Origin of the sequence: Bradyrhizobium niftali (assembly GCF_004571025.1) — a bacterium.
In the GTDB taxonomy this organism is placed as follows: Bacteria; Pseudomonadota; Alphaproteobacteria; order Rhizobiales; family Xanthobacteraceae; genus Bradyrhizobium; species Bradyrhizobium niftali.
In genome coordinates this window covers 344,214-363,197 of sequence record NZ_SPQT01000002.1, presented here as the reverse complement: position 1 = coordinate 363,197, position 18,984 = coordinate 344,214, and the positions used below count along the sequence as shown (strand labels likewise).

At 65.2% G+C, this 18,984-nt stretch carries 22 protein-coding genes; 10 read left to right on the top strand and 12 right to left on the bottom strand.

Annotated features, from left to right (window positions below):
• The first annotated feature begins 101 nt into the window (after positions 1-101).
• Positions 102-788, top strand: a complete 687-nt coding sequence (locus E4K65_RS06890; RefSeq protein WP_135173497.1) for a DUF2161 domain-containing phosphodiesterase — start codon at positions 102-104, stop codon at positions 786-788.
• Positions 789-891: 103 nt separating this feature from the next.
• Positions 892-1,197: a hypothetical protein gene (locus tag E4K65_RS06885; RefSeq protein WP_027542488.1), complete on the top strand. Its 306-nt coding sequence runs from the start codon at positions 892-894 to the stop codon at positions 1,195-1,197.
• 59 nt (positions 1,198-1,256) lie between these two features.
• Here the strand turns inward: E4K65_RS06885 and E4K65_RS06880 are convergent, their stop codons facing one another.
• Entirely contained in the window at positions 1,257-1,862 is a 606-nt protein-coding gene (locus tag E4K65_RS06880) for a GNAT family N-acetyltransferase (RefSeq protein WP_135173496.1), read from the bottom strand.
• Positions 1,863-2,012: 150 nt separating this feature from the next.
• Complete coding sequence (locus E4K65_RS06875) at positions 2,013-2,414, bottom strand: PaaI family thioesterase (RefSeq protein WP_027542486.1); 402 nt, start codon at positions 2,412-2,414, stop codon at positions 2,013-2,015.
• 119 nt (positions 2,415-2,533) lie between these two features.
• Between E4K65_RS06875 and E4K65_RS06870 the strand changes: the two genes are divergently transcribed.
• The gene (locus E4K65_RS06870) at positions 2,534-3,346 is read left to right on the top strand and encodes a cobalamin-binding protein (RefSeq protein ID WP_135173495.1); all 813 of its coding nucleotides are present in this window, start codon (positions 2,534-2,536) and stop codon (positions 3,344-3,346) included.
• An 83-nt stretch (positions 3,347-3,429) separates the two neighbouring features.
• Here E4K65_RS06870 and kynU read toward each other — a convergent pair whose 3' ends face one another.
• The 5 genes from kynU to E4K65_RS06845 all read right to left on the bottom strand — a co-directional run bounded on the left by kynU (position 3,430) and on the right by E4K65_RS06845 (position 8,729).
• The gene (gene kynU, locus E4K65_RS06865; RefSeq protein ID WP_135173494.1) at positions 3,430-4,644 is read right to left on the bottom strand and encodes a kynureninase; all 1,215 of its coding nucleotides are present in this window, start codon (positions 4,642-4,644) and stop codon (positions 3,430-3,432) included.
• A 2-nt stretch (positions 4,645-4,646) separates the two neighbouring features.
• A complete protein-coding gene (gene kynA, locus E4K65_RS06860) occupies positions 4,647-5,486 on the bottom strand; it encodes a tryptophan 2,3-dioxygenase (RefSeq protein WP_135173493.1) in 840 nt (279 codons plus the stop codon).
• A gap of 33 nt (positions 5,487-5,519) precedes the next feature.
• Complete coding sequence (locus tag E4K65_RS06855; RefSeq protein WP_135173492.1) at positions 5,520-6,329, bottom strand: alpha/beta hydrolase; 810 nt, start codon at positions 6,327-6,329, stop codon at positions 5,520-5,522.
• 343 nt (positions 6,330-6,672) lie between these two features.
• The gene (locus E4K65_RS06850; protein WP_135173491.1) at positions 6,673-7,950 is read right to left on the bottom strand and encodes an ArgE/DapE family deacylase; all 1,278 of its coding nucleotides are present in this window, start codon (positions 7,948-7,950) and stop codon (positions 6,673-6,675) included.
• 53 nt (positions 7,951-8,003) lie between these two features.
• On the bottom strand, positions 8,004-8,729 hold the full coding sequence (locus tag E4K65_RS06845; protein ID WP_027542923.1) for a pyridoxamine 5'-phosphate oxidase family protein: 726 nt from the start codon (positions 8,727-8,729) through the stop codon (positions 8,004-8,006).
• A 76-nt stretch (positions 8,730-8,805) separates the two neighbouring features.
• Between E4K65_RS06845 and pdxR the strand changes: the two genes are divergently transcribed.
• Both pdxR and E4K65_RS06835 read left to right on the top strand, forming a co-directional pair.
• Positions 8,806-10,275 carry a MocR-like pyridoxine biosynthesis transcription factor PdxR gene (gene pdxR / locus E4K65_RS06840; RefSeq protein ID WP_135173490.1) on the top strand — a complete coding sequence of 490 codons (1,470 nt, stop codon included), beginning with the start codon at positions 8,806-8,808 and terminating at the stop codon, positions 10,273-10,275.
• A gap of 67 nt (positions 10,276-10,342) precedes the next feature.
• Positions 10,343-10,588 carry a DUF6719 family protein gene (locus E4K65_RS06835; RefSeq protein ID WP_135173489.1) on the top strand — a complete coding sequence of 82 codons (246 nt, stop codon included), beginning with the start codon at positions 10,343-10,345 and terminating at the stop codon, positions 10,586-10,588.
• Between the two features lie 12 nt (positions 10,589-10,600).
• Here E4K65_RS06835 and E4K65_RS06830 read toward each other — a convergent pair whose 3' ends face one another.
• Positions 10,601-10,963 (bottom strand): hypothetical protein, encoded by a 363-nt coding sequence (locus E4K65_RS06830; RefSeq protein ID WP_135173488.1) that lies wholly within the window; start codon positions 10,961-10,963, stop codon positions 10,601-10,603.
• A gap of 34 nt (positions 10,964-10,997) precedes the next feature.
• Positions 10,998-11,162 (bottom strand): hypothetical protein, encoded by a 165-nt coding sequence (locus tag E4K65_RS47005; protein ID WP_167770588.1) that lies wholly within the window; start codon positions 11,160-11,162, stop codon positions 10,998-11,000.
• 415 nt (positions 11,163-11,577) lie between these two features.
• Between E4K65_RS47005 and E4K65_RS06825 the strand changes: the two genes are divergently transcribed.
• The gene (locus E4K65_RS06825) at positions 11,578-11,787 is read left to right on the top strand and encodes a hypothetical protein (protein ID WP_167770587.1); all 210 of its coding nucleotides are present in this window, start codon (positions 11,578-11,580) and stop codon (positions 11,785-11,787) included.
• A 56-nt stretch (positions 11,788-11,843) separates the two neighbouring features.
• Here the strand turns inward: E4K65_RS06825 and E4K65_RS06820 are convergent, their stop codons facing one another.
• Positions 11,844-12,392: a CreA family protein gene (locus E4K65_RS06820; RefSeq protein WP_135173486.1), complete on the bottom strand. Its 549-nt coding sequence runs from the start codon at positions 12,390-12,392 to the stop codon at positions 11,844-11,846.
• 200 nt (positions 12,393-12,592) lie between these two features.
• Between E4K65_RS06820 and E4K65_RS06815 the strand changes: the two genes are divergently transcribed.
• The 4 genes from E4K65_RS06815 (at position 12,593) to E4K65_RS06800 (ending at position 16,709) form a co-directional block, all read left to right on the top strand.
• Complete coding sequence (locus E4K65_RS06815) at positions 12,593-14,299, top strand: L,D-transpeptidase (RefSeq protein ID WP_167770586.1); 1,707 nt, start codon at positions 12,593-12,595, stop codon at positions 14,297-14,299.
• Positions 14,300-14,405: 106 nt separating this feature from the next.
• On the top strand, positions 14,406-14,975 hold the full coding sequence (locus E4K65_RS06810) for a glutathione peroxidase (RefSeq protein WP_135173484.1): 570 nt from the start codon (positions 14,406-14,408) through the stop codon (positions 14,973-14,975).
• 163 nt (positions 14,976-15,138) lie between these two features.
• A complete protein-coding gene (locus E4K65_RS06805) occupies positions 15,139-16,149 on the top strand; it encodes a polysaccharide deacetylase family protein (protein ID WP_135173483.1) in 1,011 nt (336 codons plus the stop codon).
• Positions 16,150-16,157: 8 nt separating this feature from the next.
• Positions 16,158-16,709: a dihydrofolate reductase family protein gene (locus E4K65_RS06800; RefSeq protein ID WP_167770585.1), complete on the top strand. Its 552-nt coding sequence runs from the start codon at positions 16,158-16,160 to the stop codon at positions 16,707-16,709.
• A 12-nt stretch (positions 16,710-16,721) separates the two neighbouring features.
• On the opposite strand, the gene E4K65_RS06795 is transcribed toward E4K65_RS06800, so the two are convergent.
• Together E4K65_RS06795 and E4K65_RS06790 are read right to left on the bottom strand one after the other, a co-directional pair.
• Entirely contained in the window at positions 16,722-18,125 is a 1,404-nt protein-coding gene (locus E4K65_RS06795; protein ID WP_235885514.1) for an outer membrane protein, read from the bottom strand.
• Between the two features lie 223 nt (positions 18,126-18,348).
• Positions 18,349-18,801, bottom strand: a complete 453-nt coding sequence (locus E4K65_RS06790; protein ID WP_027542933.1) for a DoxX family membrane protein — start codon at positions 18,799-18,801, stop codon at positions 18,349-18,351.
• Positions 18,802-18,984 lie beyond the last annotated feature (183 nt).

The following is an 18,984-nucleotide window of genomic DNA, read 5'->3' as shown; positions in this document are numbered from 1 at the left end:
CCGCAGGATAGCCGGACCGTCTGTTCCCGATCAAATGGCAGAGAGCCCCGAGTCCGATCCGGGCTAGACTGCCTGGAATCGATTCTCCGATCGGAACACCTGTGGAAACCGCGCTCTACCTGCCCGTCAAACGTTTCCTCGAAGAGCTCGGCTTCACGGTCAAGGGCGAGATCGGCGGCTGCGATCTCGTGGGCCTCAGCGCCGGCGACCCGCCGGTGGTGGTGATCGGCCAGCTCAAGCTCGCCTTCAATCTCGAGCTGATCCTCCAGGCGGTCGACCGCGCGCCGGCGGGCGACGAGGTCTGGATTGCCGCCAAGATGTCGATCCGTGGCAAGGGGCGCGAGAGCGACGCGCGCTATCGCAATCTCTGTCGCCGCCTCGGCTTCGGTATGCTGGGGGTCACCGACCGCGGCCAAGTCGAGGTGCTGGTGAAGCCGCCGACCGCGGCGCCGCGACGCGAGCCGAAAAAGCGCTCGCGGCTCGTCGCCGAGCATCAGCGTCGCCAGGGCGATCCCGTGCTCGGCGGCAGCACCCGCGCGCCGATCATGACGGCCTACCGGCAGCAGGCACTGGCCTGCGCCTCCGCGCTCGCCGAGGGGCCGCGGCGTGTGCGCGAATTGCGCGAACGGTGTCCCGATGCCGGCAAGATCTTGCTTAACAATGTGTATGGCTGGTTCGAACGCACGGAGCGGGGAATCTACGGGCTCACCGAGGCCGGCCATGCAGCGCTGGAGCGCTGGCCGCAGCAACGGATCGAGGTGAACGCAGGTGCTCCGTCACCGGCATGACACAGGATCGATGCAAGTCGTGAATAGCTGAGATGCCACACCAAATTCATATTGCAATGCAACATAGGCGGCACTAGGTATCCCGGATCGAAACGAGGCCCCCATGAGCGCAGACTGGAATACCAAGTACGGCACGCGGCGCGTGCGTCACGATCCGCCCACCCTGGACGAGGCGATCTTCGCCGCCGTTGGCATCACCGACGACCAGGAGCAGCAGGCCGAGATCGCCGCAGCTCTGATGGGGATGCCGCTCGATGTGGTCCAGGCCGAGGTGAAGAAACTGGCCCGCACCAACAGCCGCATCACCGCCACGCGCGTGATCGCCGGCGAACAGGGCGCACAGCGCTCCGTCGTGGTCGAACGCCGCGTCGTCCGTCGCTTCGGCACCGGCACGCGCACCGGCACCTGAGCGCCTCGTCCACGCCCCCAATACAAGAGCGGACCGGTTTTGCCGGTCCGCTTTTTGATTCAGGCGGCGCGACTGCCGTACATGCTGGAGATGATCTTCCAGCAGGTCGAGTTGAAGCTGAGAAGCGCGCGCCCGGCCGTGAACGGCGCGGCTGCGAGTTCGGCCAGCTCGGCTTCCGGCGTCTTGGCCAGATCGATCGTGCCGGTCGATTCGCCGTGGCGGAAGGCGAGATGCGCACCGAACTTCCGGGCAAGCGCCCGCATCGCGTGATTCTCGGCGCCGGTGGTGATGCGCAGGTGCTTGTAGCCCTTCCAGCGCGCTTCCGCGATCAGGCGGCGGAACAGCACGCTGCCGACGCCCTTGCGGCGCGCAGAGGCCTCCACGCTGAAGGCGACTTCGGGCAGAGAATCGTGCTCCGGCGGATGCAGCTCGGCAGCACCGCGGACTACGCCGTCGACGATATAGGCGACGATCACGGTGCCGTCCTCGGCACAGCGGGCGGCGTAACGCTCGATGAAGCTGTCGTCGAGAAAACCGTTGAAACGATCATGCCGGCTTTCGGCATCGAGCCTTAGCAGGTGATCGCGCAGCAGCGGCAACTCTTCCTGCTGGATCAGGGTCCGCACATAGCCTGGGGCGGTGCGGACGGTCTCTTCAAGTACCACGTCAAAACTCCTCTTGGTGTCCCTCGAGGAGGCGTTCGAATCCCTAGGACCCCTATGTTGTGCATCGCACCATAATTTTCAAGACGGGAACCTGCCCAAGTTTCGGGCATCGGGAGCGACTATTTCGTTAACAAAATCAAAGCCCCGTAATCATACGAGGACCAGCTGCGTCTGGGTCACCACGGCCACCAGCTTGCCGTCCTCGGTTTCGAGCCGGGTGGTCCAGACCTGGGTGCGCCGGCCCCGGTGAACCGGGGTCGCGGTGGCGATGATCGTGGTTCCTTCCCTGGCGCCGCCGATGAAATTGGTCTTGCTCTCCAGCGTCGTCGTGCCCTTGGCGTCCTCGGGCAGGTTGATCACGGTCGCCGCCGCGCCAACGGAATCGGCCAGCGCCATCACCGCGCCGCCGTGGATGGTGTGGTGGAGGGTGCAGAGATCGGGCCTGACGGTCATCCGTGCCACCACGCGGTCCTTCTCTGCCTCGACGAATTCGACGCCCTTGAGCTCGGCGAACGGCATCTTCATCGCTTTAAGTTTCTCGAGCGGCGTCATCGGATATCCTCCCAATTCGTTGTTGTCTCAGCGTGAATTGCTTCGCGCGGCAAAGCAATGACGTCCGAGGTCATGGCCATGCTGACATCGGCGCCCGCATTTGTGCATATGCTGCTCCCATGCGTCACTTCCCTCCCCGCCGCATCGTCTGCCTGACCGAAGAGACGGTCGAAACGCTCTACCTGCTCGGCGAGCAGGACCGCATCGTCGGCGTCTCCGGCTACGCCGTGCGCCCGCCCCAGGTGCGACGCGAGAAGCCACGGGTGTCGGCCTTCGTCTCCGCAGACATTCCAAAGATCCTGGCGCTGGAACCGGATCTCGTGCTCGCCTTCTCCGATCTCCAGGCCGGTATCGTCGCCGATCTCGTGCGGCCCGGCGTCGATGTCCACGTCTTCAATCAGCGCGACATTGCGGGAATCCTGGCGATGATCCGGACTCTCGGTGCTCTGGTCGGCGCCGCCAAGCGCGCCGAGGACCTCGCCCAAGGATTCGAACGGCGTCTCGCCGCGATCGCCGCAACGTCCCGCCCCTCGCCGCGGCCAAAGGTCTATTTCGAGGAGTGGGACGATCCGTTGATCTCCGGCATCGGCTGGGTGTCCGAGCTGATCGAGATCGCCGGGGCTGAGGATGTCTTTCCGGAGCTGCGGCATCGGCAGGCGGCGAAGGATCGTATCGTCTCGGCGGACGACGTGCGTAAGGCAGCCCCCGACGTGATCCTCGCATCACGGTGCGGCAAGAAAGTCGTGCCCGCCCGCATCCGCGCGCGCGACGGCTGGAGCGAGATTCCGGCCGTGCGCGACAGCCGCATCGTCGAGATCAAGTCGCCGATCATCCTGCAGCCGGGACCTGCGGCGCTGACCGATGGGCTGGATGCGATCGTGCAGGCGTTGTGGGGTGAGCACAGCTCTCTCATCCCGTCATTGCGAGCGTAGCGAAGCAATCCAGAGTCTTTCCACGGACACAGTCTGGATTGCTTCGCTTCGCTCGCAATGACGCTTGGGGCGACGTTCGGTGCTCACGTCACCGCATTCACGACCTGATATTCCGGCCGCCGCCACACTTCGCCTGCGATCACCTCCTCGATGATCTCGGCCGCCCTCATCACTTCGCTCTCGCCGATATACAACGGCGTGATTCCGAAGCGCATGATGTCGGGGGCGCGGAAATCGCCGATGACGCCGCGGGCGATCAGGGCCTGCATGGCGGCGTAGCCGCCATCGAAGGCGAAGGAAACTTGCGAGCCGCGGCGCTCATGCGCGCGCGGGGTCACCAGCTTCAAGGACGGGCAGCGGCGCTCGACTTCGGCGATCAGGAGATCGCCGAGCGCCAGCGAGCGCGCGCGGACCTCGGCGATATCGACGCGGTCCCAGATGTCGAGCGAAGCCTCCAGCGCCGCCATCGCCAACACCGGCGGGGTACCGACGCGCATGCGCTCGATGCCGCCGGCCGCGACATAGGCGAGCTCAAACGCAAACGGCTTTGCGTGGCCCATCCAGCCCGACAGCGCGGCGCGCGCGGTGTCGGCGTGGCGCGGCGCGACGTAGAGGAAGGCCGGCGCGCCGGGACCGGCGTTGATGTATTTGTAGGTGCATCCCGCGGCGAAATCGGCACCTGAGCCGGCGAGATCGACCGGCAGCGCGCCGGCCGAATGGGCGAGATCCCAGACCGTGACGATGCCGAGCGCATGGGCTTTCGCCGTCAGCTTCGCCATGTCGTGGCGGCGGCCGGTGCGGTAATCGACCTCGGTGATGTAGAGGACCGCGATCTCCTCCGACAACGCAGCCTCGATCTCCTCCGGCGCGACCAGGCGCAATTGATGCCCGCGCCCGAGCGTCGCGATCAAGCCTTCGGCCATGTAGAGGTCGGTCGGGAAATTGCCGGTGTCTGACAGGACGACCTTGCGCGATGCGTTCATGTCGAGCGCAGCGGCGAGCGCCTGGTAGACCTTCAGCGACAGCGTGTCGCCGACCATCACCGAGCCTGCTTCCGCGCCGATCAGCCGGGCGATGCGATCCCCGACATGGCGCGGCTGGGCATACCAGCCCGCGCTGTTCCAGGCACGGATCAGCTCGTTGCCCCACTCGGTGGTGATGACGCGGTTGACGCGCTCGGCAACGCCCAGCGGCAGCGCGCCGAGTGAATTGCCGTCGAGATAGATGACGCCGTCAGGCAGATGGAACAGCGCCCTGGTGTCGTCATAGACGCGAAGCTTCGACTTGGTCATGGACATCTCTAGAGAATGGTCCGGACGCGCCAGAGTTCGGGGAACAGCTCGATCTCCAGCATGCGCTTGAGATAGCTGACGCCGCCGGTGCCGCCGGTGCCGCGCTTGAAGCCGATGACCCGCTCGACCGTCGTCACGTGGTTGAAGCGCCAGCGCCGGAAATAGTCCTCGAAGTCGACCAGCTTCTCGGCGAGCTCGTAGAGCATCCAGTGCGTCTCCGGCGCCTGGTAGACGATACGCCAGGCCTGCAGTACGCCCTCGTTGAAGCTGTGGGTCTCGCGGACATCGCGCGATAGCACCGCGGCCGGCATCTTGAGTCCGTTGCGGTCTGCGAGACGCAGCACTTCGTCATAGAGGCTCGGCGTCGCGAGCTCGGCTTCGAGCAGCTTCGTCGTCTCGACATCGTGCGCGTGCGGCTGCAGCATGGCGTGGTTGCGGTTGCCGAGCAGATATTCGATCAGCCGGTACTGGCGTGACTGGAAGCCGGAGGACTGCCCGAGCTGCGAGCGAAAGCGGGTATATTCGCTCGGCGTCATGGTGCGCAGCACGTCCCAGGCGTTGTTGAGCTGCTCGAAGATGCGCGACATCCGCGCCAGCATCTTCATCGCGGGCTGCACCTCGTCCAGGGCGATGGCACGGCGCGCGGCGCTAAGCTCGTGGATGGCGAGCCGCATCCACAGCTCGGTGGTCTGATGCTGGATGATGAACAGCATCTCGTCATGCGCCTCCGACAGCGGATGCTGCGCGCCGAGGATCGAATCCAGCGCCAGATAATCGCCATAGGACATGCGCCGGGCGAAATCGGTCTCGGCGCCTTCGCTTGCAGGATCGTAATCGCTGGACGTCATGGCTGGCCCTCTCGATCGATCATACCGGCCTGCTCAGTCGAGGCCGATCAGGCGCGCGGTGATCTGCGACGACGGATCCTTGAGCCCGTCGATCACGGTGAAATGGTTCAGCGCCGGCTCGACGACGAGGCGCGTCGGCACGTCGAAACCGGTCCAGACATTGGCCATCAGGTCGGACTGGCGGATGAATTCGGGCCGCTCGCCGCCGCCGACCCAGGCGGTCACGGGCGAATTCCCACGCGGCACATGCAGCGCCGCGCTTTCGAGCGTCGCTTCCTCCATGGTCATGCCCAGCGTCTCGTTCATCTTGGTCTTGAGCAGCGGACGCAGGTCGTGCAGGCCGCTGATCGAGAGCGTGCCGGCAATGCGGCTGTAGACGGCGGGCTCCAGCCGGCTGTCATCGCACAGCATGCGCGTGACGAGATGGCCGCCGGCCGAGTGGCCGGCGAGGTGGATCGGACCTGCGACAAGCGAGGCCGCTTTCGCGATCGCGGCGGTGATTTCGGCGGTGATGTCGGAGATGCGCGCAGCCGGCGTCAGCGTGTAGCTCGGCAGCGCCACGGCCCAGCCATGGTGCCGCGCGCCTTCGGCAAGATCGGTCCAGGTCGACTTGTCGAAGCGCATCCAGTAGCCGCCATGGACGAAGACGACGAGCCCCTTGCTGTCGCCGTCGGGCAGGACCAGGTCGAAGCGCTGGCGTTCACCGGTGCCATAGGCGATGTCGGCGCGAAAATCATTCAACCCGGCGCGGTAGGCCGCCGCCCGCTCCGCCCACTGCGCCGGCATCTTGTCCGAGCCCGGGATATGGGCCGAATTGGCGTAAGCGTCATCCCAATCGCGCATCGTTACTCCCTCGGCGGACTCAAGGCGGCCGCCAGTCTGCCACCAGGAACGGCCGCATCCTAGTCTTTATTTTAAGCTTAAAGTATTTGGCGGAGCCGGTGGATTGGGCAGCGGGCCGGCACGATATTTCCCCTCACCTTGAGGAAGCGCGCAGCGGCGTCTCGAAGGGCGATGCCACCGGCGGGACCTTCATCCTTCGAGACGCGCGTTCCGCGCTCCTCAGGATGAGGGTCTGGCAGCACACGCCGTCATCGCGAGCGCAGCGAAGCAATCCAGAATCTTTCCGCGGGGGCAGTCTGGATTGCTTCATCGCAAGAGCTCCTCGCAACGACGGTCGAGAGACCTACGCCTTCTCCACCCCGCACCACTCCGCGATGAACAGCGCCATGGCCTTGGTCGTCTTCTTCAGCGAGTCCAGATCGACATATTCGTTGAAGCCGTGCATCTCGCCGCCGCTGGCGCCGAAGCAGAGGCTCGGGATGCCGTGATTGAGGCCGTAGAAGCGGGTGTCGGTGAGCGCGGTGAAGACGAGGTCCTCGACGGCGCCGCCATAGACCTTGTTGAAGGCCTTGCCGAATGCGGCCTCGGGCACCGCCGCGTCGGTCAGCTCATAGCCTTCCGACAGGAAGCCGGACCATTCGACCTCCGGCGGGTTGTTGGCCAGGAAGCGGTGATTGCGCGAGGCAGCAGTGACGCAGGCCAAGATCTCCTTCTGGTGATCGGCCACCGACCAGCCCGGCAGGATCGCGATGCGGCAGTCGACGTCGCACCAGGCCGGCACGCTGGAGGCCCAATCGCCGCCCTTGATGATGCCGGGGTTGAAGTTGATGGGATGGTTGATCGTCCCAAAATGGCGATTGGCCTTTGCCCGCTCGTTCCATTCGATCTCGAGCTTTTGCAGGGCATGGACGAGATGATAGGCCGCCATGATCGCATTGGAGCCGGAGCCGGCGAACGCGACATGGGTCGGATGGCCCTTCACGCGCAGGCGAAACCAGATCACGCCGACCTGCGAGCGCACCATCTTGCCGCCGGTCGGCTCCGGTATGAAGCAGGCGTCCGCGCGGTAGCCGCGCTGGAGCGTCGAGAGCGCGCCGACGCCGGTGCTCTCCTCCTCGATGACGGACTGGAAGTGAATCCGCCCCGTCGGCTTGAGGCCCGCGGCCTTGATCGCGTCCAGCGCATAGAGTGCGCCGATCGTGCCCGATTTCATGTCGCAGGCACCGCGGCCGAACATCTTGCCGTCCTTGATGACGGGCGAGAATGGCGGCGTGTCCCACAATTCCAGCGGGCCTGCCGGCACCACGTCGCAGTGGCCCTGGAGGATCAGTGATTTGCCGCCATTGGTTTGCGGACGGTAGGTGCCCACCACCGAGCGCGCCTTGGAGAAATCATGCTCGATCGGACCGAAGCCGCGCAGATCCTTCAAGTCGTCGACATTGATGTGCCAGTCGTCGACCTCGTAGCCGCGCGCGCGCAGGAGGTCGCCGATCATGTCCTGGCACGGCCCCTCGGCCCCGCGGGTCGAGGGGATCGCGACGAAATCGCGGGTGGTCGCAAGCTGGGCTTCGAAGCCGGCATCGACGGCGTCGAGAATCCTCTGCTGCGTTTCGGCATTCATCAGGCAACTCCAGGCATTCGAATGGTCCCAAGGAGCGCGCAAGCTAGCCGATTTCAGCCGTTCGGGTACTCCACAAAATAAGCATCCCGCAATGCATCTTCGAGCAGGCGGCCTTCGGAATAGCCATTGAGCGTGGCAGGGCGCGTTACGCCGTCGAGCAGGCGCGGGCACGGCTCCGGCGCGCCGAGCACGGTGCGCACGGGAATGCGCTCGGCGTAGATCGGCAACGCATAGTCCTCGTCGTCGTCGGCAACCCCTTTGGCGCGGATCTTGGCCGAGGCCTCCTCGATCTCCATGGCGATGAAGGAGGTCGCCTTGATCTCCTGCGTGTTGCTCGCCCGCAGGCTCGCGGTGCGGTCCGGGAAAAAGCGGTCGACCATGGCGATCACCGCCCGCTCCTTCTCTTCGGGGTCGGTGACGAGATAGGCCGTGCCGAACGCCATCACCGCGCGGTAGTCGGCGGAGTGGTTGAAGCCGCAGCGCGCCAGCACGAGGCTGTCGAGGTGGGCGACCGTGAGGCAGACGCGCTCGCCCCTGGTCTGGTTGCGCAGCATGCGGCTGGCGCTCGAGCCGTGCCAGTAGAGCTTCGTCCCCTCGCGCCAGAAGAAGGTCGGCGTGCAATAGGGCTGCCCGTCGATCGCGTAGGAGACGTGGCAGAGCATCGAGGAATCCAGGATGCGATGAACCGTGTCGTGATCGTAGAAGCCGCGGTCGTGACGGCGCTTCACCTGATTGCGCGCTGACGTCGGATAGGAATTTGAAGTCTCGGTCTGGCTCACGGCCGCTCCTGTTGCGGATTGGAACAATTCCAGAGCAGTTGTAGCGGCCGATTTGGTCTGCGATAGTGCCAATTCCATGCAAAAAATTCCGACCAATTCTCCCTCGGCCGCCAAGGCCGAATTGCCGCTCGACCTCACCGGGGCGCACATCACGGCCGGCGCGTCCGCGGCGCACCGGCTGTACCAGGCACTGTGCGAGATGATCGTCTCAGGCCTCGTCAAGCCCGGCGAGCCGCTGCCGCCCTCGCGGACGCTGGCGCGGCAAACGGGCTTCCGCCGCAACGCCGTCGTCGCCGCCTATGAACGCCTGATCGCCGACGGCTTTGCGGAAGCCACCGTCGGCTCCGGCACCTTCGTCGCCGCTCGCATCCCGTCACGCGCGGCCGAGCCGAAGAAGCCGAAGGCGACGGTCGAAGCGCCGCAGCAAGGCGCGTTCACGCTTGGCTGCACCCATATCGACGAGCGCGCGGTGCAGCGCTTCCGCGCCTTCGTCGGCCGGCGCATGCGCGCGTTCGGGGCCGAGCATCTGCACTATGGCGATCCGCGCGGCAGCCGCGAACTGCGTGCGGCGATTGCCGATCATCTGCTGTCGGCGCGCGGCCTGCGCTGCGACCCCGACCAGATCATGCTGACGTCAGGCACGCTGCACGCGCTGCGCATCGTGCTGAGCGCGATCCTGAAGGCGGGCGACCAGGTCTGGTGCGAGGACCCGGGATATCCCACCGCACGCAAGACGATCGCGCATTGCGGCTATCGCACCGTGGCCGTCCCCGTCGACGAGCACGGGATGCGTATCGCCAAGGGCCGCACGGCGGCGCCGTCCGCGCGCGCGGCCTATGTGACGCCGTCGCACCAGTTTCCACTGGGCGTGCAGATGTCGATGCCGCGGCGGCTCGAGCTGCTCGACTGGGCCAGGCAGGCCGGCGCCTTCGTCCTCGAGGACGATTACGACAGCGAGTTCCGTTATGACGGCGCGCCGCTGATGTCGCTTGCCGGCATCGATCGCCTCCAGCGCGTGATCTACATGGGCACGTTTGCCAAGACGCTGTTTCCGGGCCTGCGCATCGGCTATTGCGCCCTGCCCGAGCGCCTGATCGCCGACGTGACGGCCGCGCGCGCGGCGCTCGACCGCTTTCCCGGGACTCTGATGGAAGGCGCGGTGGCCGACATGCTCAACTCCGGCGCCTTTGCCGCAAACCTGAAGCGGGTGCGAAAGCTCTATCGCGAGGCACGCGACGCGCTGGCCGAGACGCTGGAGGCCAGATCCGACGGTGTGCTGTCCGTGCCGGTGCCGTCGCAGGGCCTGCATCTTGTCGCAAGGTTCGATCCGTCGGTCGATCTGTCGGTCGCGGCAGAGGCGAAGCAGGCGGCCGGCGCAGAAGGCTGGCTGTTGGCCGACACATATTCGCGCGCACGCCCCCTGCCCGGCTTCGTGCTCGGATTTTCGGGGCACGCAGTTCCGAAGCTCGTGGCGTCCGCGGAGCGGCTCGCGCGGGAATCGCGTGCGGCGTTGCGCGTGAACGGCAGATCGGCGCGGCGAGCGTGACGAAGCTTCGCTATCAGAATCGCCGACCGATCCCTACATTGCGGCATCGATTCCGGGAGCCCTCATCATGTCACTCCGCCGCGCAGCCTGCCTCTCGCTCCTGATCGCCATCGCGCTCGCCTCAACGGCACGCGCAGGCACCATCGGGCGCGAGCAGGACGTCGTGGATCTCAAATTGGGCCAGCGTGTGCTGGTGGATGACGGAACCTGCCCGGCCGGACAGGTCAAGGAGGTGCGCGGCGCGAAGATGACCGACAAGGGCATCTCGCGCACGAGTTCCTGCGTGCCGCGGCACGGTCCAAAAACGAAATGATGACCTGAGAGGCTACTTCGCCGGATCGAACATGCACTGCAAGGTGGGCTTGGCGATCTTGGTGAAGGTTGGGCCGATCTCGCCCTGCTTGGACGTCGGCACCCAATCGGTCTCGATCGTCGGCACGCCGGTTTCGCTGATGCCCCGCAACAGCGCCTCGCGCAGATCGCGGTCCTCGACGACGGCGGCGGCATGGTCATGCAGGCAGCCGCAAACTTCCTCCGGATGTTCCCAGCGACCCTGCATGCGGGGCGCGCACTGACGAACGAATTCGCCGCGAGGGTCGGGGATCCTGGAGGGCGCGCGCACCTGCGCCTGTACGGACGTGATGGTCACGAGGGAAATGAACACTGCGGCGCAGAAACGAAGGAACATGATGGCCTTTGCCGGCTGATTTTCTTGTTGGCGATCAGAAGCGCGCGGCGACCACGATCGGCTGCGGCGCCGGGGCGATGACCGGCGAGCCGCTGTACTGGAAGGTGCCGATACCGGGCAGATTGCCGTCGGGCGCGCCCGCGAACGAGGAACCGGCGAGGACGAAACCGAAAGCAAGGATAAAGCTGAGTGCGCGCATGGTCTTGTCCCTCAATTCCGCCGCCGGCGGTGCGCCGTCGTCGTTGTGAAGCTGATAACCATGGGTGGTTTCGCGCGTGATGCGCCAAAGACGGAAAATGGTTTCATCTCCGTGAGAATTGTTTCGTCAGGCGCGATGCCACGAAACAATTCTCGGAAAATGCCAATCATTTCAGTCAGGTTGCACCGCAGCTCAAGGGAACCCGGCAAGTCCTTGTTCCAGCGCGATATGCGTAGGGCATGGCGGCCGTCATGCGTGCGCCTTCCGCGCTTCACACGCGTTTTACGTTTTTCTGCTGAAGAGAAGCCAAACGAAGGTTGGGCCCTGTCGAACCGGGGGCGCTTCGGCTGCGACCCAAGCCATCGAAACCGAGACGCCCGGATCACCTGGCGCGATCACGTGAGGGATGGCCATCATGATGGCGCAAGATCGCGCAACGACGCGCGAGGCGGACCAGGGGACGGACCGCGGAGATCAACGAGCTGTTCGCAGCCTCGCCACCTCGCCGGGCGAAATGGCGCTGCAATCGAGCCGCGGCTTTGAAGCCGCGCCGCAGATGTTCGTGCGGCTGACCGGCTCGCATCTCGCAAAACCGCGCGTCAGCCGCACTGCCGTCACCGAGTGAACGCAAACGCCTCACCGGGCGAACGCAACGGCGTCACTGAGTGAACGCAGACGGCGTCACTGAGTGAAGAACTCGCCGCACTTCTGGACGTTGGCGTCCGCCGGTCCCCACGGCATGATCGGCACGGTCGAGGTCGAGTTCTTCGGCGACCCCTCGATCAGCTTGTCCGAATAGACCATGTAGACTAGGACGTTGCGCTTGGCGTCACAGCCGCGCACGATCTGCATCTTCTTGAAGAACAGCGAACGGCGCTGGCGGAACATGTCGTCGCCTTGCTCCATCTTGTTCTTGAACTTGATCGGACCGACCTGGCGGCAGGCGAGCGAGATGTCCGAGACCTCCTCGGCAAGGCCGAGCCAGCCCTTGAAACCACCCTTCTCCGGCACGGTGAAATGACAGGCGACGCCTTCCACCTCGGGATCGTCGAGGCCGTAGGTCGCGAGCTTGTCGTTCGGGCTGACCCATTTGAAGACGGTCGAACGGCGGAAGATCAGATCCGGCTCGTCGGCAGCCAGGGCGGAAGCCATCGGCACGACCAGAGCCAGGAGGAATAAAGCAAGGCCTTTCAAGCGGATGCCGGAAAGACCGGGGAAACGAGATGACATGAAGTTCTCCGGTAACGAATGCCCGCAATGTAGGGATGCGACGGCCGGACAGGAAGGCGGCGGACAAGCCGCCGTTTACCGCTCCGTGAGGCTTTTTTGCTACGTCTTGGACAAATGTAGCTGATGGCAGAACCGCCCTGCTGGTGAACGCGTATCCCCTCTGCAAAGACTAATGTCTGATTTGGATTATGGATTCGAGGATGAATAGCGTGAACGGGTCCGGTTCTGCTGCAAAGCCGATGCGGCTGTGGCAGGTCGCCATTTTGACGGCGGCGGGCGCAATCGGTACGGCAAGCCAGGCGGAAGCAGCATTTTACTACTGGACGGATTATTCCGACGGGTCCTACGTCTCCCGGCAGGATCGGCATCCCGAAGTCGTACGCCAGAAGCCGCAGAAGCGCGGCGCGGCCGGCAAGAACGGGGTTGCCGAGAAGGAAGTCGGCACCAAGCCGCAAGGGCCGCTCGTCATCGTCGTCTCGATCGACCGGCAGAAGGTGACGGTCTACGACACCAACGGCGTGTTCGCGGAATCCCCGGTGTCGACAGGCATGAAGGGCCATTCGACGCCGATGGGCGTGTTCAGCGTCATCCAGAAGCACAAATTCCACCACTCCAACATCTATAGCGGCGCGCCGATGCCGTTCATGCAGCGGATCACCTGGTCCGGCGTCGCCATGCATGCCGGCGTGCTGCCGGGTTATCCGGCCTCGCATGGCTGCATCCGCATGCCGATGGCGTTCGCGGTGAAGATGTGGAATTGGACCAAGATGGGCGCGCGCGTGATCGTCGCGCCCGGCCAGATGTCACCACAAAACTTCTCGCATCCTCTGCTCGCCTCAGTGCGCGTGCCGCCGCAGCCTGCGGCCAGCGTCGAGCCTCAGACCAATACCGCCGACAAGGCCGACAAGGGCGCGGCGCAAGCCAAGGTCACTGACGCCAAACCGCTCGAGACCAGGACCGCCAGCGCCGACAGCGTGCTCGAGCTGCGCTCGTCGGTCGGCCACACCGTGATGTCGGACATCACGACCGGCAATGCGCCGGCCCGCGAGGAAGCGGCCGCACCGGCCGACAAGGTTGAAGCGCCTGCCCTGCCCGAGACGAAAACCGCCGAAGCGTCTGGCGCGGCCAGGCTGCAATCGCAAGAAACCACCAGGCCGGCGAACGCTGATGCGAAGCCGACCGATTCCGCGGAAGCGGCCAAGGCGACAACCGCCGCCGGCGACAAGCCCGCCGACAAGGTCGGCACCGCCAAGACCGAACCGGCAGATGCGCCGAAGTCCGAGCCCGCAAAGGCGGAGCCCGCCAAGACTGCGGAGCCTGCCAAGACTGAAGCGGCCGGCACTGCAAAGAAGCCTGACGCCGCCGTGACGGCTGCGGCACCCGCGGACGCCAAAAAGGACGAGAGCCGCGCTGCCGATCCCATGCCGGCGGCGAAGCCGGAGGCTCCCAAGCGGGCCGGCCAGATCGCGGTCTTCATCAGCCGCAAGGATTCCAAGCTCTACGTGCGGCAGAATTTCGCGCCACTGTTCGAGGCGCCGGTCACGATCGCCGCCAGCGACCGGCCGCTCGGCACGCATGTCTTCACCGCCGAAGTCGACAAGACCGACGCCAATGCACTGCATTGGTCGGTGATTTCGCTGCCCGTCTCCGCTCGCTCCGCCGCACGCGAGGATGACAGCCGCGTGACGCGCCGCCAGCGTGGCGCCGCCGTGATTCCCGTCGCGGCAAAGCCGGCGATCACGCCGGACAGCCCGGCCGAGGCGCTCGACCGCATCGCGATCCCCGCCGACACCATGGCGAAGGTCAACGAGATGCTGACCTCTGGCGGCTCGATCATCGTCTCCGACCAGGGCATCAACCAGGGCGAGACCGGCGAAGGCACCGATTTCATCGTCCGCCTGTACTAGGGCGTTTCGAGCGAAGTGGTTTCGCGTCCAGATAACGCGGTGTTGACGAGGCCAATCGCAGCGGCGGAGTAACATGCGCCCCGGATCATTTCGGGGGGATGCCGTCATGATGAACCGCAGGACCATGCTCGTCGCAGCGCTTGCAGGCGCCGTCGCGCCGGTGACGCGCGCGTTCGCCGATGGCGGCATGAGTCGGATCGCGGCCTACGCCTTCTCCTTCCCGGCATTGTCCGGCGACGACATCCGCCTCGCCGCTTTCACCGGCAAGCCTCTGCTGGTGGTCAACACGGCCTCGCTCTGCGGCTACACTCCGCAATATGCAGGCCTGCAAGAGCTCTGGAGCGAGTTTCGCGAGCGCGGACTCACCGTGATTGGCGTGCCCTCCAACGATTTCGGCGGCCAGGAGCCGGGTGGAACGAGCGAGATCACGGAAACCACGCACCACCAATACGGCGTTACCTTCCCGATCGCAGCCAAGGTCGTGGTGGTCGGCGCCAAGGCGCATCCGTTCTACAAATGGGCGGCCGACGCGCGGCCGAAGGATGTTCCGCGCTGGAACTTCCACAAATACCTGATCGGGCGTGACGGCTATATCGCCGAGGTGTTTGCCTCGGCCATCGAGCCGACCGATACGCGGATCAAGACGGCGGTTGCCAAGGCACTGGCCGACAATTGACGCAACGCGTCCCATCCGGTTGGGCACAATTGTGGCGGGATGCCAAACAGCCGTTGCAATGGCGAGGGCCCACCATCTAGGCTAGGATCGTTTGGAGCAGGATGGTTTTGCCGGAGGCGAAAAGCCACGGCGGAACAACGGGATCAATCTCGAGGACAACACCATGCGTGTGGCGGCAGGACTGATTTTGGCAAGCGCGATGTCTTTAGGCATGACCGGCGCGGCATGGTCGCAGACCCCGGCCGCGAAGCCTGCAGCCGCACCGGCGGCGACGCCGGCCGCCGCAGCGCCCGCCGCCGCAACACCGGCCCCCGCAGCGGCTGCGGCGCCAGCGGGCTTCGTCAATCCGCCGCCGCCCAAACAAGCCCCGCAGCCCGCGCGCGCGGCCTGCAACACACCCGGCGCGCTCGGGGTCGCCCGCACCGTCGAGATCGACACGACAGGCGGTCCAGGCTTCGGCTTCGAGCACTTCAAGGAGCTCGACTTCCTGCGCGACAAGGAGGTGGTGTTGACCTTCGACGACGGCCCCTGGCCGAAGAACACGCCCGCCGTGCTGAAGGCGCTCGCCGATGAATGCACCACCGGCATCTTCTTCTCGATCGGCAAGCACGCGACCTATGAGCCGGAGATCCTCAAGCAGGTCTACGCGGCCGGCCACACCGTGGGCACCCACACCTGGTCGCACGCCAATCTCAACAACAAGAAGCTCACGGAAGCGCAGCGCAAGGAAGAAATCGAGAAGGGCCTTTCGGCGGTGAAGTGGGCGCTCGGCGGCATCTCGCCCTCGCCGTTCTTCCGCTTCCCCGCGCTCCAGCATCCGCCGGAGATGGTCACCTATCTCGGCAACCGCAACACGGCGATCTTCTCCTGCGACATCGACTCCTTCGACTTCAAGGCCTCCAAGCCCGAGAAGGTGGTCGAGACCGTGATGAAGAAGCTCGACGGCAAGGGCAAGGGCATCGTCCTGATGCACGACTTCCAGAAGCATACGGCAGAAGCCCTGCCCGAGCTCCTCAAGCGCCTGAAGGCGGGCGGCTACAAGGTGGTGGCGATGCGCTCCAAGTTCCCGGCGTCGACGCTGCCGGAGTACGACCAGGAGCTGCTCAAGGACATCAAGCTGCCGACGGTCAGCAACCGGCCGGTCAACAGCGTGGTGACGACGGTCTCCGAATAGCCGCGCCCTTGTCCTTCCGCATCGAAGGCTACGTCATCGTCTCCGCGGACGGCATGCTCGCCGACGCGAGCCATGTCATGCCTGACACCCTGAAGTTCGAAGGCGACAAGCTGTTCTTCGAGCAGGCGCTCGATCGCGCCGCGCTGATCGTGCACGGCCGGCACTCGCACGAGCAGCAGCCAAACTCTCCGAAGCGCAAGCGGCTGATCACGACCCGCAAGATCAAGGCGCTCACCGTCGATCCGGAGATGCCGAACGCGACATTGTGGAATCCGGATCACGCGAGCTTCGAAGAGGCCTGCGCCTTCGCCGATGTCGCCTCCGGCATGGTCGCGATCATCGGCGGTCCCGTCGTGTTCGACATGTTCATGGACCGTTACGACACGTTCTGGCTGTCGGAGGCCCCGCATCTGCGCCTGCCCGGCGGCGAAGGCTGTTTTGTCGGCGTGCCGGAGCGGACGCCGCACGAGGTGCTGGCGGCACACGGGATGAAGCCGGGCGCGCCGTTCCTGCTCGACGCGGCGCATGACGTCACGGTGACGCCGTGGCGGCGCGGCTAGCGCAGGCCTGCCCTACGGCGTCGGCAAGTGATAGGCCAGCACACCGCGCAGCGTGTGCACCGTGCCGCCTGCGCTCAGGCTGGTCATGAAATCAGACGCCAGATCGTCCCTCGCGCCGAGATGCGTGACGCGATATTCGGCTCGGGCCGAAATGCTGTCGGTGAAGAAGCGCTCGAAGCCGCCGCCGAACGTCGCGCCGTGATATTCCCGCGTCGGAGCGGTGCCGGGAAATCCGAGAAAATCGTACGAGATCGACTGCGCGGTCGTTCCGCTGTAGCCGCCGAGCAGATAGACGAGCGTCTCCGGCGCCACGAGATAGCCGACGCGTCCGCCGACGGTCCAACCCCACTTCACCGCAGCGAGATCCGACGAGATCGCGACACCAGCTCCTCCGGCCGATGCAGTGACCTTGGCGCCGCCATTCGTCCCGGCATCGATCAGCCCGAATGCGCCGACAACCCATCTCGGGGCGATCTGGCGATCGTAGCCGATCGTGAAGGTGCCGCCGACATCGGCGCCGCCGAGACCGGACGCGTTGAAATCCAGCACGCCGGCGAACGAGCCCGCGACATGGGGCGTGATGACATCGCCCCCGATGCCCGCACCGACGTAGACGCCCGTCCATGTGGGAGTCAGCGCCGGCGTCGCCGATGCAGTCGCTGGTCCGCCGAACTGGCCGAAGCGATAGGCAGCGCCGATCCTGACCACATGCTCGGAGAGGTCGGTGGTCCAGACCGCGCCGAGTGGATCGACAGTCGTATTACGGCCAAGCGCGACGTAGCGGTATTCGCTGCGCAGCGAGACGTTATTGGCGAGGCGATACTCCGCGCCGGCGCCGACCGTGTAACCGTGCGACGTCAGCGCCGATTCCTGCACGGTGAACGAGGGGCCTCCGCCGAGGATCAGGTAGTTGAGGTTCCAGTTGTTGATCCGCATCTCGCTGTAGCCGGCGAGGCCATAGAGCAGGATATCGGGCGTCACCAGAAATCCTGCACGGCCGCCGATCGTCCAGCCCTGGTCCAACGACGGCAGCGCAGCGCTCAGGCTCTGGCCAAAAAAAGTGCTCGTCGCACTGGCCGTCGTTCTCTGACGCGACCAGTCGTAATCGACGAAACCGCCGACCACTACCCGCGGCGCAACCTGGACGTCAAATCCGGCGAAAGCAGACAGCCCGAGATCGGCGCCCTGCAAGCCGTCGAGATTGAACAAGTCCGGGCCGCCGCCGACCGGTGTCAGGTTTGACCGGCCGGTCGCGAAGTCGAAGCCGAGTCCAGCGCCGATGTAGAATTGGGTCCAGTTCGCCACGGGCGCGGCTAGCGGCCGCGCCTTTACGGGAAGATCGGCCGCAGAAGATTGCACGACGGCAAACGTCGGACCCCACGTTACGCCCAGAACCGCAGCCGCACGCGCAGCCACCCGTCGCCTCGAATGAACCAAGTCCGCCCCCAATCGCCCGAACCGCGCCGGCCCTATTCGACCGCGACCGGTAGTATTCGGCTCAAACACAGTCCGACAAGTCGGGACGTGCGTGCATTCCATGGCGGCCACGATTATGTGGAAGCGCTGTGATATCAAAGCCATAATCTGTGAACGAGGGTTCACGCGAGCGGCACGCGAAGCCGTTCTGGAAGCGCGGCGGCTACACGTCGCCGTACGCCGCCTCGGCCGGGCGCGTGGTGCGGCCGTAGCCGATGATCATGCAGAGCGCCCCGATGATCGAGAGATTCTTCAGCGCGTCGACCAGCATCTTGGCGTTGTCGGGCGGCGCCAGATTCCAGAAATCGTAGAACAGCACGGTCGCGACCGCGACGTAGATGATCAGCAGCATGGCAAAGAACCGCGCGCCGAAGTTCAGCGCGATCATCAAGCCGGCGATGACCTCGAGCGCGCCGACCGCGATGGCCAGCAGTTGCGGCGTCGTCATGGCGCTCGCCGTCTCGATCTGCTTGGCGTAAGGCGCGATGATTTCAGGCACCACGACCTTGGTGGCGATGAAATCGGCGGTCGCCTGGATGGCGAACAGCTTTGTTGCGCCCGTGTAGATGAACAGCACGGCAAACAGAATTCGCCCGAAAGTCACGAACGCTGGCATGATCGGCCTCTTGGCTCAGGCTTTCTAAAATCGGAACCTGGACGAAAGTCCCGAGCGATTATGAAGAGTCGTTCGCCGGTTTACAAACGGGGAAATGGAAAACTGCGAGTAATTCAAAGCTGGCCGCGCGCCATTCGTAGGCGCTCCCTCGCGGAATCGAATCGAGGGCGGCGCGATTGGCAC

Coding starts and splice junctions, on each gene's coding strand:
- E4K65_RS06830 (WP_135173488.1), bottom strand. CDS start 10,963: ATGTTCCTTCGTTTCTGCGCCGCAGTGTTCATTTCCCTCGTGACCATC.
- E4K65_RS06855 (WP_135173492.1), bottom strand. CDS start 6,329: ATGCGCGATTGGGATGACGCTTACGCCAATTCGGCCCATATCCCGGGC.
- E4K65_RS06815 (WP_167770586.1), top strand. CDS start 12,593: ATGAATAGCGTGAACGGGTCCGGTTCTGCTGCAAAGCCGATGCGGCTG.
- kynU (WP_135173494.1), bottom strand. CDS start 4,644: ATGTCCATGACCAAGTCGAAGCTTCGCGTCTATGACGACACCAGGGCG.
- E4K65_RS06810 (WP_135173484.1), top strand. CDS start 14,406: ATGATGAACCGCAGGACCATGCTCGTCGCAGCGCTTGCAGGCGCCGTC.
- E4K65_RS06790 (WP_027542933.1), bottom strand. CDS start 18,801: ATGCCAGCGTTCGTGACTTTCGGGCGAATTCTGTTTGCCGTGCTGTTC.
- E4K65_RS06825 (WP_167770587.1), top strand. CDS start 11,578: ATGATGGCGCAAGATCGCGCAACGACGCGCGAGGCGGACCAGGGGACG.
- E4K65_RS06805 (WP_135173483.1), top strand. CDS start 15,139: ATGCGTGTGGCGGCAGGACTGATTTTGGCAAGCGCGATGTCTTTAGGC.
- E4K65_RS06820 (WP_135173486.1), bottom strand. CDS start 12,392: ATGTCATCTCGTTTCCCCGGTCTTTCCGGCATCCGCTTGAAAGGCCTT.
- pdxR (WP_135173490.1), top strand. CDS start 8,806: ATGCAAAAAATTCCGACCAATTCTCCCTCGGCCGCCAAGGCCGAATTG.
- E4K65_RS06875 (WP_027542486.1), bottom strand. CDS start 2,414: ATGACGCCGCTCGAGAAACTTAAAGCGATGAAGATGCCGTTCGCCGAG.
- kynA (WP_135173493.1), bottom strand. CDS start 5,486: ATGACGTCCAGCGATTACGATCCTGCAAGCGAAGGCGCCGAGACCGAT.
- E4K65_RS47005 (WP_167770588.1), bottom strand. CDS start 11,162: ATGCGCGCACTCAGCTTTATCCTTGCTTTCGGTTTCGTCCTCGCCGGT.
- E4K65_RS06835 (WP_135173489.1), top strand. CDS start 10,343: ATGTCACTCCGCCGCGCAGCCTGCCTCTCGCTCCTGATCGCCATCGCG.
- E4K65_RS06850 (WP_135173491.1), bottom strand. CDS start 7,950: ATGAATGCCGAAACGCAGCAGAGGATTCTCGACGCCGTCGATGCCGGC.
- E4K65_RS06885 (WP_027542488.1), top strand. CDS start 892: ATGAGCGCAGACTGGAATACCAAGTACGGCACGCGGCGCGTGCGTCAC.
- E4K65_RS06870 (WP_135173495.1), top strand. CDS start 2,534: ATGCGTCACTTCCCTCCCCGCCGCATCGTCTGCCTGACCGAAGAGACG.